The organism is Parabacteroides sp. AF27-14, assembly GCF_003635425.1.
Classification (GTDB): Bacteria; Bacteroidota; Bacteroidia; order Bacteroidales; family Tannerellaceae; genus Parabacteroides; species Parabacteroides distasonis.
This window is the reverse complement of the sequence record NZ_QTLZ01000008.1, coordinates 29956-45931: the sequence shown is the minus strand read 5'-3', so window position 1 is coordinate 45931 and position 15976 is coordinate 29956. Positions and strand designations below refer to the sequence as shown.

At 45.4% G+C, this 15976-nt stretch carries 15 protein-coding genes and 4 tRNA genes; 15 read left to right on the top strand and 4 right to left on the bottom strand.

The genetic code is table 11. The features are described from left to right. Window positions 1-82 precede the first annotated feature (82 nt). Window positions 83-167, bottom strand: a tRNA-Ser gene (locus DWY79_RS10135). A gap of 192 nt (window positions 168-359) precedes the next feature. Between DWY79_RS10135 and trxA the strand changes: the two genes are divergently transcribed. Then, window positions 360-833, top strand: a complete 474-nt coding sequence (gene trxA, locus DWY79_RS10130; RefSeq protein WP_005858169.1) for a thioredoxin — start codon at window positions 360-362, stop codon at window positions 831-833. Between the two features lie 84 nt (window positions 834-917). Then, window positions 918-1250, top strand: a complete 333-nt coding sequence (locus DWY79_RS10125) for a CGGC domain-containing protein (protein WP_005866270.1) — start codon at window positions 918-920, stop codon at window positions 1248-1250. Between the two features lie 82 nt (window positions 1251-1332). Here the strand turns inward: DWY79_RS10125 and DWY79_RS10120 are convergent, their stop codons facing one another. Next, window positions 1333-1881 (bottom strand): 30S ribosomal protein S16, encoded by a 549-nt coding sequence (locus DWY79_RS10120; protein WP_005858168.1) that lies wholly within the window; start codon window positions 1879-1881, stop codon window positions 1333-1335. A 345-nt stretch (window positions 1882-2226) separates the two neighbouring features. Here DWY79_RS10120 and DWY79_RS10110 point away from each other — a divergent pair, with 345 nt between their 5' ends. Further along, a complete protein-coding gene (locus DWY79_RS10110) occupies window positions 2227-3864 on the top strand; it encodes an ABC-F family ATP-binding cassette domain-containing protein (RefSeq protein ID WP_122369313.1) in 1638 nt (545 codons plus the stop codon). On the opposite strand, the gene DWY79_RS10105 is transcribed toward DWY79_RS10110, so the two are convergent. After that, window positions 3861-5342, bottom strand: a complete 1482-nt coding sequence (locus tag DWY79_RS10105; protein ID WP_005858165.1) for a DUF3943 domain-containing protein — start codon at window positions 5340-5342, stop codon at window positions 3861-3863. The genes DWY79_RS10110 and DWY79_RS10105 overlap by 4 nt on opposite strands. Before the next feature lie 172 nt (window positions 5343-5514). Between DWY79_RS10105 and DWY79_RS10100 the strand changes: the two genes are divergently transcribed. From DWY79_RS10100 to DWY79_RS23030, 7 genes are all read left to right on the top strand, one after another. Continuing rightward, the gene (locus DWY79_RS10100; RefSeq protein ID WP_005858164.1) at window positions 5515-6126 is read left to right on the top strand and encodes a trimeric intracellular cation channel family protein; all 612 of its coding nucleotides are present in this window, start codon (window positions 5515-5517) and stop codon (window positions 6124-6126) included. 22 nt (window positions 6127-6148) lie between these two features. Beyond that, a complete protein-coding gene (locus DWY79_RS10095; protein WP_005858163.1) occupies window positions 6149-7213 on the top strand; it encodes an asparaginase in 1065 nt (354 codons plus the stop codon). A gap of 49 nt (window positions 7214-7262) precedes the next feature. Continuing rightward, the gene (locus DWY79_RS10090; protein WP_005858162.1) at window positions 7263-8066 is read left to right on the top strand and encodes an MBL fold metallo-hydrolase; all 804 of its coding nucleotides are present in this window, start codon (window positions 7263-7265) and stop codon (window positions 8064-8066) included. A 116-nt stretch (window positions 8067-8182) separates the two neighbouring features. After that, a tRNA-Lys gene (locus DWY79_RS10085) sits at window positions 8183-8255 on the top strand. A 19-nt stretch (window positions 8256-8274) separates the two neighbouring features. Continuing rightward, window positions 8275-8347, top strand: a tRNA-Lys gene (locus DWY79_RS10080). 15 nt (window positions 8348-8362) lie between these two features. Next, window positions 8363-8447, top strand: a tRNA-Ser gene (locus tag DWY79_RS10075). 263 nt (window positions 8448-8710) lie between these two features. Next, window positions 8711-8905: a hypothetical protein gene (locus tag DWY79_RS23030; RefSeq protein ID WP_230327875.1), complete on the top strand. Its 195-nt coding sequence runs from the start codon at window positions 8711-8713 to the stop codon at window positions 8903-8905. Window positions 8906-8908: 3 nt separating this feature from the next. Here DWY79_RS23030 and DWY79_RS10065 read toward each other — a convergent pair whose 3' ends face one another. Then, window positions 8909-10975, bottom strand: coding sequence for a cation:proton antiporter (locus tag DWY79_RS10065; protein ID WP_122369312.1), 2067 nt, complete (start codon window positions 10973-10975; stop codon window positions 8909-8911). Window positions 10976-11262: 287 nt separating this feature from the next. Between DWY79_RS10065 and DWY79_RS10060 the strand changes: the two genes are divergently transcribed. The 5 genes from DWY79_RS10060 (at window position 11263) to rpe (ending at window position 15970) form a co-directional block, all read left to right on the top strand. After that, on the top strand, window positions 11263-12552 hold the full coding sequence (locus DWY79_RS10060) for a hypothetical protein (protein WP_005866279.1): 1290 nt from the start codon (window positions 11263-11265) through the stop codon (window positions 12550-12552). 30 nt (window positions 12553-12582) lie between these two features. Next, window positions 12583-14193: an OmpP1/FadL family transporter gene (locus DWY79_RS10055; protein WP_005866281.1), complete on the top strand. Its 1611-nt coding sequence runs from the start codon at window positions 12583-12585 to the stop codon at window positions 14191-14193. 205 nt (window positions 14194-14398) lie between these two features. Beyond that, a complete protein-coding gene (locus DWY79_RS10050) occupies window positions 14399-14992 on the top strand; it encodes an RNA polymerase sigma factor (RefSeq protein ID WP_008774229.1) in 594 nt (197 codons plus the stop codon). Window positions 14993-15067: 75 nt separating this feature from the next. Further along, a complete protein-coding gene (locus tag DWY79_RS22745; RefSeq protein ID WP_005858156.1) occupies window positions 15068-15241 on the top strand; it encodes a hypothetical protein in 174 nt (57 codons plus the stop codon). A 78-nt stretch (window positions 15242-15319) separates the two neighbouring features. Further along, window positions 15320-15970 carry a ribulose-phosphate 3-epimerase gene (gene rpe, locus DWY79_RS10045; RefSeq protein WP_008774230.1) on the top strand — a complete coding sequence of 217 codons (651 nt, stop codon included), beginning with the start codon at window positions 15320-15322 and terminating at the stop codon, window positions 15968-15970. Window positions 15971-15976: the final 6 nt, after the last annotated feature.

Here is a 15976-nt window from a genome sequence, read left to right as displayed (position 1 = left end):
TTTCGGGCAATAAAAAAAGCCACAAATCATTGATTTGTAGCTTTTTGTCCGTTTGCTGACCATTTCTGTCCAGCACGTTCAGCGGAGAGACAGGGATTCGAACCCCGGGAACCTCTCGGTTCAACGGTTTTCAAGACCGCCGCAATCGACCACTCTGCCATCTTTCCAATATGTTGTGCGATCAAACGTTTCGTTTAATTGCTTTGCAAAGGTAGTCATTCTTTTGGAATATACAAGAGTCTTATGCGCTTTTTTTCTTTTTGTTTATTCTTTTCTTTTAAGAATAGAATGTGTGGGAATCCCCTTTTTATTGCTATTTTTGTAGCAAATAATTTATCAATCAAGTAAAAGGTTTCTATATGAGAAAGTTGAAAAGTTTATGGCTGGTTTCGGTTGTGCTGCTATTAGTAAGCTGCTCGATGTCCGCTAAATCAGATAAATCAAGTGAGGCTGGTACCGCCTCCAAGGGAGAGGTCGTTACTTTGAACAAGGCAGAGTTCCTGCAAAAGGTATTCAATTACGAGAAGAACGCTACGAAATGGGTATATGAAGGTGATAAGCCTTGTATCATCGATTTTTATGCGGACTGGTGTGGTCCCTGCAAGCAAGTGGCTCCTATTTTAAGGGATTTGGCTATCCTGTATAAGAATGATATCGTAGTTTATAAGGTAAATGTGGATAAGGAAAAGGAGTTGGCTGCCGCTTTTGGCATACAAAGTATTCCTACGTTCTTGTTTATCCCTAAGGAAGGACAGCCTCAGATATCGATGGGAGCTCTTCCCCGTGAGGAGTTTGTGAAACAGATCGATACTTTCTTGTTGAAGAAGAAGTAACACGACTTAGTTAATCATCATTTATAGATCGGAAAGCCGTAGAATTTTAGATTTTACGGCTTTTTTAATTGGGAGGGATGCTTTATGAAAGTAGGAATTATCAGATGTATGCAAACAGAGGATTTTTGCCCCGGTACTACTGATTTTAGGATGATCCGTGAGAAAAAGGGAGCCTTTGAGGGTGTAGAGGAAGATATTGAGATCATTGGGTTTATCAATTGCGGAGGTTGTCCCGGAAAAAAGGCCGTATTAAGGGCGAGGGAGTTGGTGAATAGAGGGGCGGATAGTATCGCTTTTGCTTCCTGTATCCAAAAAGGGACGCCGATAGGTTATGCCTGTCCTTTCGCCAAAAGGATGAAGGATGTTATCCAGAACGATTTAGGCGATGGCATCCGGCTGATCGATTATACGCATTAGGAAGATCCGGTAGCTGGTGGAAAAGGCATAAAAAAAGAGGGCATTGAAAAATGTCCTCTTTTTTATTTTGGCATCGCACGAATTATTCAGCGCTTTCAGTTGCCGGAGCTTCTTCAGCGGGAGCCGCTGCGGCTGCTTCCTCAGCTTGCTTAGCAGCTTCAGCTGCTGCCAATTCTGCTTTCTTTTTAGCTACGATTTCTGCTTTTGCCTTATTAGCTTCCTTCTCAGCCTCAAGACGTGCTTTAGCTTCTGCTCTAGCTGCTTCGCTGTCTTTTTCTTTGATAGCTTGTACGGAAGCTTGTTTGTTCTTCAACCAAGCTTGGAATTTCTCCTCAGCTGCGGCTTCGTCGAACGCACCCTTCTTAACACCTTCCAATAAATGCTTTTTCAAGCAAACGCCTTCGCGAGAAAGGATGTTACGAGTTGTGTCTGTAGGTTGAGCACCTACTTGTAACCAATACAAAGCTCTTTCGAAGTTCAAATCTACTGTAGCAGGATTAGTGTTCGGATTATAAGAACCTATCCTTTCAATAAATCTTCCATCACGTGGAGCCCTGCTGTCTGCGATCACGATTTGGTAGAAGGCGTAACCTTTACGACCGTGTCTTTGCAATCTAATTTTTGTTGCCATGTTTGAATAATTAATTTAAGCTGTTTGTATTAGCGGGTGCAAAGATAGGAGTTTCTGTTTATAAAACAAGCGTTTTGTTGGAAAATATGTGGATGCTTCTGCTTTTTTTAAAGGTAGTTTAAGGGATTAGTCCCTTATGCAATTGGTTGCCGACACCGTCGGCAATAATGCTGACGCTGTCGGAAATATTGCTGACGGCGTCGAAAATATTGTCGACGGCATCGGTAACCAATTTCTTCCTAGTCTTGTTCCGGAAAGATCGTATGAAATCTCCTGTACATCCCTAATGAAAGGGATTTTTCTTATCTTTGCGGCTTCATTATATTAATGTATTAAAATAAACATATGATTTCAGTTGACGGACTAACAGTAGAGTTTGGTGGAAGCGCCCTTTTCTCGGATGTTTCTTTTGTGATTAACGAGAAAGATCGTATCGCCTTGATGGGTAAGAACGGTGCCGGTAAATCTACCTTGTTGAAGATATTGGCTGGCGTGCGGGAGCCAAGCCGTGGAAAAGTGTCCGCCCCTAAAGATACCGTGATCGCTTATTTGCCGCAGCATTTGATGACGGAGGATGGCCGTACCGTTTTCGAGGAGACGGCGCAGGCTTTCGCCCATCTGCACAAGATGGAGGCGGAGATCGCTGAATTGAATAAGCAACTGGAGACTCGTACGGACTATGAGTCGGATGGTTATATGGAGCTGATCGAGCGGGTCTCTACCTTGAGCGAGAAATTCTATTCCATAGAGGAGATTAATTACGACGCCGATATAGAGAAAACCTTGTTGGGACTTGGTTTCAAACGGGAGGATTTCAGCCGGCAAACCAGTGAATTCAGCGGTGGCTGGCGTATGCGTATCGAGCTGGCGAAACTACTGTTGAAGAAACCGGATGTCCTTTTGCTGGACGAGCCGACGAATCACTTGGATATCGAGTCTATCCAGTGGTTGGAGGATTTCTTGATCGATAACGGTCAGGCCGTAGTGGTGATCAGCCACGACCGTGCGTTCGTGGATCATATCACGACTCGTACGATCGAGGTGACGATGGGCCGGATTTATGATTATAAGGTAAACTATAGCCAATACTTGCAATTACGGAAGGAACGTCGTGAGCAACAACAGAAGGCTTATGACGAGCAACAGAAGATGATCGCCGAGACGAGAGAGTTCATCGAGCGTTTCAAGGGCACGTACTCCAAGACCTTGCAGGTGCAGAGCCGTGTGAAGATGCTGGAGAAACTGGAGATCTTGGAGGTGGATGAGGAAGATACCTCGGCTTTGCGCTTGAAGTTTCCGCCTTCGCCCCGTTCGGGCTCTTATCCGGTGACGATTGAGAATGTCTCGAAAGCGTATGGCGATCATACGGTTTTCCGGAACGCAAATCTGATGATCGAGCGAGGGGATAAGATCGCTTTCGTCGGGAAGAATGGCGAGGGTAAGTCTACCTTGGTGAAGTGTATCATGAAAGAGATCGAGCATGAGGGGACGTTGACGCTGGGGCATAACGTGATGATCGGTTATTTCGCCCAGAACCAAGCCTCCCTGCTGGATGAGAATCTTACGGTTTTCCAGACGATAGACGATGTGGCGCAAGGCGATATCCGTAATAAGATCAAGGATCTGCTGGGTGCGTTCATGTTTGGCGGCGAGAACTCGGCGAAGAAGGTGAAGGTGCTTTCCGGTGGCGAGCGCACACGTCTGGCCATGATTAAGCTATTGTTGGAGCCTGTGAACTTGCTGATTCTGGATGAGCCGACAAACCATCTGGATATGAAGACGAAGGATATCTTGAAGCAGGCGTTGCTTGACTTTGACGGGACGTTGATCGTCGTATCCCACGACCGTGATTTCTTGGATGGGCTGGTCTCTAAGGTCTATGAGTTCGGAAACCAAAAAGTGACGGAGCATTTGGAAGGCATCTATGAGTTTATGCAGCGCAAGAAGATGGAGAATCTGCGTGAGCTTGAGCGGAAGAATTAAATCCTCCACCCAAGCGTCAGCATAATATCATACGTGGAGCTATCTATATCTTTATGATACTTATAATGGGTACGGCGGGAGAAATAACGATTTCGCAACGCAATATTCCATTTATGCTTGGACATATAGGCTAAGGTGGTGGAAAATACCGTTAAACGTGCGTTGCCGGCATCGCCTTGTACGTTTAACTTTGTAGGGTCCACTGCGTTCCAGTCTATATCCGGCTCGTATCCTTTCCATGTGAAGATATGGTAGTTCTCCAAATCGATCAAGAACGCCCAGCGTTTATCGTAGGCCAATCCGGTGAACGCTTTCACGCTATAACCGCTTCCCAGATTATAATCTCTCTCTTCCAGCCGGAGGTAATCGGAGATGCTTGCGCCCAAGGCGACTCCTGTTCCGTATAATTCGGCGTAAACATCTACCTTATTGTCCGGCGTGCCTCTTTTGTAATAGATCAATCCACCACCGACCGCCGCCGCTTCCGATATGCGGTAGGGAGCTACCGTTTGGGAACTATTGGATTTTAACTCGGAATCATAGTAGTCGAAATGCTGAAAGATTCCAGCGGCCAGACTACGAGGGCCTTTACTCCAGACCTGTTTCCCCCAGATAGCCCCAACGGCATTGACTTGGCTGATGAGCGGCTGGCTGGAAAAGAAATCGAACCCGGCCTTCAACTGAAACCATTCATAGGGCGAATAGAAGTCATCATTGAAAGGATCTCCATAATCCAACCTGAAGGATACGTGCATGCTCGTAGTGCCATGCTTGGAGCCTTCCTGCTCGGCAAGGAAGCGAGGGCCGACACCCACGATGAAGTTTACGGGAACCGAGGTGTAGACACGCCCCTTGGAGCTGCTGTGTCTCCAAGCTTCTCCCGTGATGATACGATTGATCGCCCGCATCGGAGATATCAAACCGGATAAGATCTCCCGTCCCACACGTTCCGCCCCGTGGGAGCGGTTGTCGATGAATAAGTCGGAGAGCCGGTAGGTAATCTCACCTAATTCTATACCGCCGAAAGAGGTGGCAAGCATGTCATTGATGGAGGGCGGTTCCGTTTCCATAAAGAATTCCCACATTAGGCTGCCTCCCGCCGCGAATGGAATGGATTGCCAGAAATTCAGTCCATTGCTACGGGCCGCGTTGAAATATAACGATCCGTGATAGGGATGGGCCACCAGATTGGTAGAGAACTTATCCGTGTCCCAAACAGGCCCCGTCTTGAAGTTTTGCTTAATCGTATGTCCGTTTATCTTCGCGAAATCCTCGTTCATTAAGAAACGGTCGAAAGTCCAGACGGCCATGTTCATTCCGAATACCTCGCTTGCTGCCAACCAAGGGCGGCGTGGAATGAAAAGGGCCGTGTCGCTCACGTAATTGCGGGCATCCATCTGAGGGAAGTGTTGCCCCCACATCCATTGGCTGGATAGCAGACAGATCAACCCGATCAACATGCATTTTTTCATCCTCATCTAACTCAATTCTCTTTTGTGAATAAAAATCAATAGGTTACGGTTATAACCACTCCGCAAACTTATATATAATAAACATTAAGGGATTCGTTTGGTTTAAATTATTGTTAGGTATTCTTTCTATAAATGCTGTTATTTGCGAACTATTCCGTATTTTTGCGAAAAAAACAAAATGATAGATTTTATCACCTTTTGTGACTATACAGGGACCTTTGCGTTTGCCATAAGTGGCATAAGATTGGCTTCTGCGAAACAATTTGATTGGTTTGGCGCCTATGTGGTGGGTGTCGTGACCGCTGTAGGAGGAGGTACGATTCGTGATATTTTATTGAATGCGGTGCCTTTTTGGATGGAACAAGCCTCTTATTTGATTGTCTCGGCCTTGGCTTTGTTGTTCGTTATCGCTTTCCGAAAATACGTGATCCGTTTGAACAATACATTTTTTATATTCGATGCTATCGGATTGGGGTTGTTTGTGGTGGTAGGTATCGCCAAGACCTTGGATTTCGGGTTTCCCATGTGGGTGGCGATCGTGATGGGAACCATAACCGGCTCGTTTGGCGGTATGATGAGGGATATATTGATTAATGAGGAGCCTTTGATATTCCGGAAAGATATTTATGCGTTGGCTTGTGTCTTTGGCGGTTTGATATATTATATATGTATGCAAACTTCTATGTCGGCGGCGATGATACAGTTCGTATCGGCGTTGAGCGTGTTCCTCGCACGTATAATCGCCGTAAAATATCATATAAGTGTTCCGGTGTTGAAAGGAGAAGAATAATTTATTAACTTTGCATAATTATATGGACATGCATACTCAACAAGAAAAGGCTTCCATCCTGTTGATATATACGGGTGGGACGATAGGTATGATCGAGAATCCGGAGACTGGAGTGTTAGAGTCGTTTAATTTCCAGCATTTGAAGGACAATATGCCGGAGTTGAAGAAACTGGGGTATTCGGTGGCCACGATACAGTTCGATCCTCCGATGGACTCCTCGGAGATGGGGCCGGACTCGTGGATGAAGATCGTGAAAATCATCGCCGATAATTATCAGAAATACGACGGCTTCGTGGTACTGCATGGCACGGATACAATGTCGTATACGGCATCGGCTTTGAGTTTTATGCTCGAGAACCTGAGTAAGCCGGTGATCCTTACGGGATCGCAATTACCGATCGGGATGTTGCGTACCGATGGGAAGGAGAACTTGATTACGGCGATCGAGATAGCGGCCGCCAAGGAGAACGGCTTACCGTTGGTCCCGGAGGTCTGTATCTTTTTTGAGAATGATTTATTGAGGGGGAATCGTACGAGTAAGATAAACGCAGATAATTTTAACGCGTTCCGTTCGTACAATTACCCGGCTTTGGCTCATGCGGGTATCTATATTAAGTATGATCTGCCGCAGGTATATCATCCGGTATCGCGTAAGCCGCTGAAGCCGCATTATTTGTTGGACCGAAATATCGCTATACTAAAACTATTCCCCGGAATTTCTCCGCAAGTAGTGGAAAGTATCCTGAATATCCCGGGTCTGAAAGGCGTGGTGATGGAAACATTCGGAAGCGGAAACGCTCCGTGCGAGGAATGGTTCTTGAATATGTTGAAGGAGGCTGTAGACCGTGGTATCGTCATCGTGAATGTTACTCAGTGTAGGGCCGGAAGTGTGGAGATGCACCGTTATGAGACGGGGCACAAATTGTTGGAGGCAGGCGTGACGAGCGGCTTCGATAGTACGACGGAGAGCGCCGTGACGAAGCTAATGTTCCTCTTCGGCCATGGGCTGACACCCGACGAGGTGAAGGAGCATATGAACTGCTCGTTGATCGGGGAGGTATCGATCCCTGAGACGTTCCGCCCCTAGTGTATACTATGTAAAACAGAAAAAAAGCAGTGTTGCGGAATAGGAGAGTATGAAACTATCATTTCTGAGTTTAGCGAGTGGGAGCAGTGGGAACTGCTATTATTTGGGGACTTCGGAATTCGGTATGCTGATTGACGCAGGTATCGGAATCCGGACCATAAAGAAAGTATTGAAGGACCGGTCGATCGATTTTACCAAGATCGTGGCCGTGTTGATTACCCACGATCATGCGGATCATATCAAGACGGTCGGGTATTTGGGCGAGAAGCTTTGCATTCCTGTCTATGCGACAGCCGACGTGCACCGGGGGATTGATAAGAGCCGGTATGTGGAGGAGACCTTATGTGTCTCCCGCAAGGTTATAGAAAAAGAAGTTCCATTCCTTATCCGTGATTTCCGTATCACGGCTTTCGAGGTGCCTCACGATAGTACTGATAATGTGGGATACCATATCGAGTATGGTAATCATAAATTCACTTTCGCTACCGACGTAGGCCATATCACGGACACGGTGGGGAAATATATCTGCATGGCGAACCATTTAATATTGGAAGCGAACTATGATGAGGAGATGCTTCGTTTCGGTACATATCCCGCTTTCTTGAAAGAGCGGGTGGCGAGCCCCACCGGGCATTTGAGTAATAGGGAGGCTGCAGAGTTCTTGGCGACCCATTATAATACCGGTTTGAAGAATATCTGGCTTTGCCATCTCAGCCGGGACAATAACCATCCCGAACTGGCCTATAAGACAGTGGATATACGTCTTTTCCAAGAGGGCATAAGGGTAGGGAAAGATGTCTCATTGGTAGCGTTGAAGCGGACTACACCCTCGGATATTTACGAGTTTGATTAAAATTTTAAGAAAAAAAGTAGTCGAAAAGTTTGCGGGGAAAAATAAAACCTCTATCTTTGCACCCGCAATCGAGAAACAAACGGTGGTTTGAAAAAGTAACGATAGCAAAACAGAATGACTTGGTAGCTCAGTTGGTAGAGCAAATGACTCTTAATCATTGGGTCGAGGGTTCGAGCCCCTCCCAGGTCACTCAAACAAATAACATGTTGACTTGGTAGCTCAGTTGGTAGAGCAAATGACTCTTAATCATTGGGTCGAGGGTTCGAGCCCCTCCCAGGTCACACGATTTACTTATTGGAAAGATGGCAGAGTGGTCGATTGCGGCGGTCTTGAAAACCGTTGAACTGAGAGGTTCCCGGGGTTCGAATCCCTGTCTTTCCGCAGAGAGTCCTGTAAGGCGAAAGCTTTACGGGATTTTTTGTTTTTGAGGCGTTTGTCCGGGCATGAACGGAAAGTGGGAGTTCGATACGCTTTCTTCTTATATATTTGCGGGGAATAACCGGCAAATGAGCGATCGTCTGTTTAAGCGAGAACTGAAATCATGGGAAGTGTCTTGAAAGCCGGCATACAAAATAGGGTTCGCCTTACGGACAAATACGCTACCGGAATGGTTTGCGCTAGGCCGGAGTTTGCAACGTTTTCTTTTGAGAGCTACGGAAAAGAATATCGCTTTCGCCTTTTTGAACCAGCCTTGTGAGGTGCGTGATCTTTCCGGTTTGCTGGCGAAAGACTTGTCTTTCACCAACGAGATTCCTGCCTTGATCCTCCGTCTGGGATACGCTAAGCGGAAAATGCCGTACTCACCTCGAAAGTCTTGGCGTGAGAGGCTGGTTCCGTAATGGCTAAGTCAGATAGCGAGTGCCCTCGTTCATGCCAGCTTGCACGGGATATGCCAAGACGAAACTGTTTGCCTGAAAGTATTTGTTGAGGTACTTGGGGATACGGGCCATGGCGGGAGCGTAGGAAAGTCCTTCCTTGCGGCTAAGGATAATCCACATCGTGTCGTCCGGTTTTATATCCCGGAAAACGATCAGGAAGTCATCCCAGTCGTTGAATTCGATATAACTGGCTTCTCCGCTTTTCTTGGCTAATAATTTCTTTAAGGCATTCAAGGTCGCTTCCGAACCGTAAAAGACTGTCGCTGCACCTGTGTTCTGGGTCACGTTTCGTAGCCGGAAGATGATTTGGTTGAAACCGATTTCTTTTTCGGCCAATTCCGGGATGATGATCAGATGCCGTCTAACAGTAGAGATGGGTTGTGCGGGCTTGTATATGAATGTACTTACACTACTTTCCGCCAATACGCTTTCCACGATATGGCCTAGGAAGGCCGCCGGTATATCTTTTTCCTTGTGCAATCCCACTACCAGATCTGTGATCTCCCGCTCTTTTACCACGCTGGCGATAGCATTCGATACGCTTAAGTCATATCTTAATAAATCTTTCATCCGGGTATCCGTGGCGGCAGCCGTATTGACTGCGGTCTGTAGAACCCTGCGGGACTGTTTTAACGCTTTCTCGTCTGAATGATGGTTATCTATCACTTTTAGGGCAAACAAGCCGTTCTTGTTTTGGGGAGATTTGATCGCCAAGCTGAGGTTGACCAGCTCTTCCACGGTCTCTTCATTGCTGACCGGTATCAAGATATGCTCTGATTCTTTTTTGTTTTCCTCCTTATCGGATATATCTTGGGCCGCTATGTTATGAGCGCCTTTTTGGGCGGCGAAAGAGGCGATGGTGCAAGTGACAAGTATCATCAGGATCGTACCGTTCAACACGCTCTCATTTAATAACCGGATTGGTTCCCCATTAGCGTCTGTTCCGGTGATTACGTTATATCCGACCATCACGGCGGCCAATGTAGCGGCGGCTTGTGCGTTACTTAAGCCGAAAATAACGCTTCGCTGATCCGTGGACAGATGGAAAGTCTTTTGGGTCATCCAAGCGGCTATGTATTTGGCGGCCGTAGCTACGATAATCATGATAAGCCCAACTTTAATGGTCTCGAAACTGGTAAAGAACGTACGATAATCTATTAACATACCTACGCCCAACAAGAAGAATGGGATGAATATGGCATTTCCTACGAACTCGACACGATTCATCAAGGGTGAGCTTTGCGGGATAAGGTGATTTAGGGCTAGTCCGGATAAGAACGCCCCGATGATCGCCTCCATGCCCGCTACCTGAGCTAGGAAAGATCCCAGAAATACCATCACCAGCACGAATATATACTGTGATATATTATCGTGTACATGCTTAAAGAACCAACGCCCAATGAAAGGGAAACCGAATAATACGATTAACGCGAATATCAAGATGGAAACCCCCAGACGAATCCAAAACATATCGTTGACCTGTCCGGTGGCCATGCCGACAATGATCGTTAGGACGAGCAATGCCAAGGTATCAGTGATCATCGTTCCTCCTACGGTGATACTGACAGCTTTGTTTTTGCTGATACCCAGTTTACTGATAATCGGATAGGCGATCAATGTATGGGAGGCGAACATACTGGCGAGTAAAACGGAGGTCAATACGTTGAATCGCAGGACCCATATCCCGACAACCGTTCCTAGGATCATCGGAATGAGGAATGTGTACATGCCGAAAGCTAGGCTTTTCGTACTATTTCTCTTAAAATCCGCCATATCGATTTCCAATCCGGCGAGAAACATGATATAAAGCAATCCCGCCGTCCCGGACAAGATAATGCTGCTATCCCGTAATACGAGATTAAAGCCGTGCGGTCCGATAATTGCGCCGGCAATGATCAGTCCAAGCAGGTGAGGGATTCTCAGCTTGTTTAATAAAAGGGGAGTGGCCAGGATAATTAAAAGAATCAAGAGAAATTTTAATACCGGGTCCGCTAAGGGCAATGTGAAATCTATTGTCGAGGCTAATACCATATGCGTAATTTTTTCGTTATAATTTGAAACAAAAATAATAAGAATTTGCGGAGATTGCAGCGTTTACGCCAACTTTGCATCTTCTTTTATAGATAACAATAAATGTGTGAGTTTTATAAGTTAAAGTATATGTAAATCTTGGGACATTAGCGTGAACCGATTATATTTGTACATACATTGCATTGAGTTTATTGTTATAAAACTAAAAAGCGTTTAAACCCTTTGCATAAAAGGGTGTCAAACATGAAAAGAGAAAAATATTTATTTAATGTAGAGGAGAAACAAATATGAAACCCATGAAATTAACATCTTTAGTGATGATGCTTCTGATCGCGTTTAGTGCCGCGGCTCAGGAGGAGTTCTTTGATGATGTGTATTTCTCTTCCAAAAACAAGAAAAAGAAAGAACAGGTTGAAGAGAAAAAGGTTGTTCAGCCGAAACAGGAGTCTAGGACCCTGGTCGCTACAGCCAAGAGCCAAGCTTCTTCAGACAGCCGGGATGTGGATGAATATAACCGTCGTTATACATCAGTCGAGGTGGAGGAGCCTTATCGTGAGGATGATTCCGTTATCTATGAGGATAGCGATGAGAATGAGTCTTCTTCCGAGCGTCGTTCGGATACTGAATATACGGAACGTATCATTCGTTATCATTCGCCGAGTAAGATTACGATCGCCGGAGCGGATCAAGTCGATTTGTATCTGAGTGACGGATATTATGGTTACGGCTATGATACGGATTATTCGAACGGTAGCGCGAACGTGAATTTTAATATCAATGTCGGCAACGGTTGGGGCTCGCCTTGGTATACAGGTTGGTACGATCCTTGGTTCTATAGTTATAGCCCTTGGTGGACTTATTCATCTCGCTTCTACGGCCCGTCTTGGGGATTCGGCTGGGGCTGGGGAGGCTTTTATGCCGGCTATTATAGTCCGTGGTACGATCCATGGTATGGCCCGTCTTGGGGCTGGGGTGGAGGCTATTGGGGTGGCCATTGGGGACATCACCATCATTACTATCCCGGTTACTATTCGACTCCAAGTAGACATTATTCAAACGGACGTTCTTCTTATCGAGATAATCGCTCTTATGCGAGTGGCAGAGGTTCCGGTTATACAGGTGGGCGGAGCAGTGGCTCTTCTTCCTTGAGAAATTCCGGATCGACTACAAGACCTTCGTCTTCAAGTTCCTTGAGCAATGGACGTGCGGGATCTACCCGTAGGGAATCTGCTATTTCCTCTGGTGCGGGACGTCGTTCCTCTTCTTCTGTTAGAAATTCGGCAACGACAAGAAGTAGCTCGGGCATAAGTAATAGCTCGGCGAGAACAAGGATTTCCAGAAGTAGTTCTGGAGCCGCATCTTCTTCCGGACGTCAATATTCAGCTCCGGTAACACGTTCTTCTTCCAGAAGCAGTAGCGATTTCTCAAATAGTCGCTCTTCTTCCAGTCAATTTAGAAGTTCCTCTCCTTCTCGTAGTAGTTCGGTAGGTTCTTCTTCCGGTAGCTTCGGTGGAGGTCGTTCTAGTGGAGGCTCTGTTGGTGGCGGAGGTGGCCGTGCCGGTGGTGGTCGCAGGTAAAAGTGTTAGGTTGATAAAATTAGAGATACGATGAAAAGGATAGGAATTATAATGTCGGTGCTTGCCCTGTGTGGCGGCACCGCTTTTTCGCAGTCACAGTTGGATGCCTTTAAGTATTCCCAGACGGAGTTGAATGGTACGGCTCGTTATTTAGGAATGGGTGGTGCTTTTGGTGCGTTAGGTGGTGATATTTCCGCTATGAATACGAACCCGGCAGGCTTGGCGATTTATAAAAGCTCGGAGGTGGTTACGACATTGAGTTTGTCTTCGGCCTCCGCGAAGACCGATTGGCTTGGTTCGAAGGTGGACAACAGCCGTACGAAGGTGAGTTTCGATAATATCGCTTACGTAGGATATTTCCCGACAGCGAATGATGAGGGTATCGTGAGCTGGAACGTTGGTTTCTCTTATAATCGCTTGAAGAATTATAACCGGAACTATACGATGGCTACAGGAGGTGATTTGAATACTTCTCTTTCTGATTATGTGGCCATGCGTGCGGCAGGAATGCCTAGCGGACTGTTGGGGGAGGGTAAAGACTATAACCCTTATAATAACCAAGACTTAGGTGATTGGCTATCTATTCTAGGATACAATGCCGGTTATATGGATTCATATAACGATAATGATAAAGAGTATTATAGTGCGTTCGGGGATAAAGATGCGGATGGGCAATGGAGTCCGTATTTATTGCAAGGAGGTCAATTAAAAGTTTCAGAGCGAGGTTCCGTGGATCAATATGACTTGGCTTTCGGTATAAATATATCGGAACTTGTGATGCTTGGCGCTACGGTTGCGATTACGGATCTGAACTATAGATATCAGTCATCGTATGATGAGGAATTTACGAACGGCAATAATTTATACTTAGATAATTACTTGGATACGGATGGTACCGGGTATTCATTTAATGTGGGTGCCATTGTTCGTCCTACTGATTTTCTTCGTTTAGGTGTAGCTTATAATTCACCTACGTGGTATAAGATGACAGATCGTTATTATGGTGAGGCCGGTTCTTATCTGACCTTTATGGATAAAGGGGAGATGAAGGAGCGTAAACTGGATGCGGCTACTCCTAATAATGCTTATTATGACTATGAATTCCGTTCTCCGGATAAATGGATCTTTAGTGCCGCCGCAATCTTGGGTACGACCGCTTTGATAAGCGTTGATTACGAGTTGATGAATTATAAGAATATGCGTATGTATCAAACGGATGGTAGCAGTAACGTGTATACTAACCAAGATATAACGGATAATTTCAAGTCAATGAATACGATCCGTGTAGGTGCGGAGGTAAAGGTTACTCCTCAATTTGCCGTAAGAGCAGGTGTCGCCTACAGCGATAGTCCGATCAAGGATAAACTGAAGAATGGAGAGAAAGAGGTCTTTACGGTTGGTACGATTCCTAATTATACGATCGATAAAGGGGTCATGAATTATACGGTAGGTATCGGTTATCGCTTCACCCCGAACTTCTATACGGACTTGGCTTGTGTATTCCGTACGCATAAGGAAGATGTTTATGCGTTCTCTAATATGTTTGCGGGAGATGATCCGAAGCCATTCCTCGAAGCCCAACCCGCCACGATGAAAACAAACACGACTCGTGTAGCTTTGACATTGGGATACAAGTTCTAATATACATATATTTTAGATCAGTAAAGTCCCCTGTTCGTACGTTAAAGGTGCGGGCAGGGGACATTCTTTTTATAATTTGAAATAAAATGTTTGTTGGTTTAAAATATTTTTCGTTCTTTTGCTTTCATAAATAACATTGTATAACAGTTAAACCCCATCGCCTATAGCATAAACATTACTCGAATAAACTAAAAATGTGAAAGTAATGAAGACTTTAAAAATGATGACCGACGAGGAATTGGTTGTCCTTTATGCAGAAGGTAATAATGCCGCTTTCGATATTTTATTAAATCGATACAAAAGTAGCATTCATTCTTACATTTATTTCATAGTACGTAACAAAGAGCTTACGGAGGATATCTTTCAAGAGACCTTCGTGAAGGTTATCATGACTATAAAACAAGGTCGCTATACCGAGAACGGCAAGTTTAAGGCATGGATTACTCGTATTGCCCATAACTTGATTATAGATAATTTCCGTCAGGAACGTAGCGAGAACACGATCTCGAATGATGAGGTAGAAATCGACTTATTTAATAACATCAAGCTTTGCGATGGTACGATAGAGGATAATATCGTGCGCCATCAAGTATTGTCTGACGTGAAGAAATTGGTAAAGCATTTGCCGGATAACCAGCGTGAGGTGTTGGAGATGCGTTACTATCAAGATCTTAGTTTTAAGGAAATCGCCGATATCACGGGGGTTAGCATCAATACGGCCTTAGGGCGTATGCGTTACGCTATATTGAATATGCGCCGTATGGCCGATGAGAACCGTATCGAGCTATCTATGGTGTAAAATAATTTTCTTTCCATGCAATAAGTCTTAGGTCCCTACGTTTTATTAGCAAACAAGATAAAAATAAAGGTGCCTATGAGGAAGCTTTCTACGCAATGCATGGATGATTTGGAGAAAAAAGTGAAAAGTGCCCCGGAGGCGAAAAGTTCGCCTCGGAAGCAAACGATGGATTTCTTGAAACAGTTTGCGAGGGCTTATCAAGCGGAACCGGCTGTACGTCCGGAGCTCTGCGGGTATGTGTTGAACTAAGAATTACGGAAAGAGAATCTATATTATTAGGTTCTCTTTCTTTTTTTGTGTACTTTTGTAAAAACAAAAGACAAGATTATGAAGCATTTGATAGCGCCTTCCCTGCTTTCCGCTAATTTTCTGGATTTGCGGAAGGAGGTGGAGATGATAAATAAAAGTGACGCCGATTGGTTGCATCTGGATATTATGGATGGGGTATTCGTGCCGAATATCTCGTTTGGTTTCCCGGTACTTAACGCATTAAAGCCTATATGCCAGAAGCCGATGGATGTGCACTTGATGATCGTGGAGCCCCAGAAGTTTATCCCTGAGGTCGCGGCTACGGGAGCCTATATGATGAACGTGCATTATGAGGCATGTACCCATTTGCATCGGACGGTAGCGGCTATTAAGGAAACGGGCATGAAAGCGGGTGTTACCTTGAATCCGCATACGCCCATCTGCTTATTAGAAGATATTATCCAAGATGTGGATATGGTTTTATTGATGTCCGTGAATCCGGGATTTGGTGGTCAACGCTTCATTGAGCATTCCGTAGATAAGGTGGCCCGTTTACGAGAAATGATAGACCGGAAGGGATTGAGTACTATGATCGAGGTAGATGGCGGGGTGAATTTAGAGACGGGAAAGCGTTTGGTTGACGCAGGTGCCGATGTATTAGTCGCCGGTAACTTCGTATTCAAATCTCCAGATCCGATACAAACAATTAAAGACTTGAAAGCTTTGTAGAACACA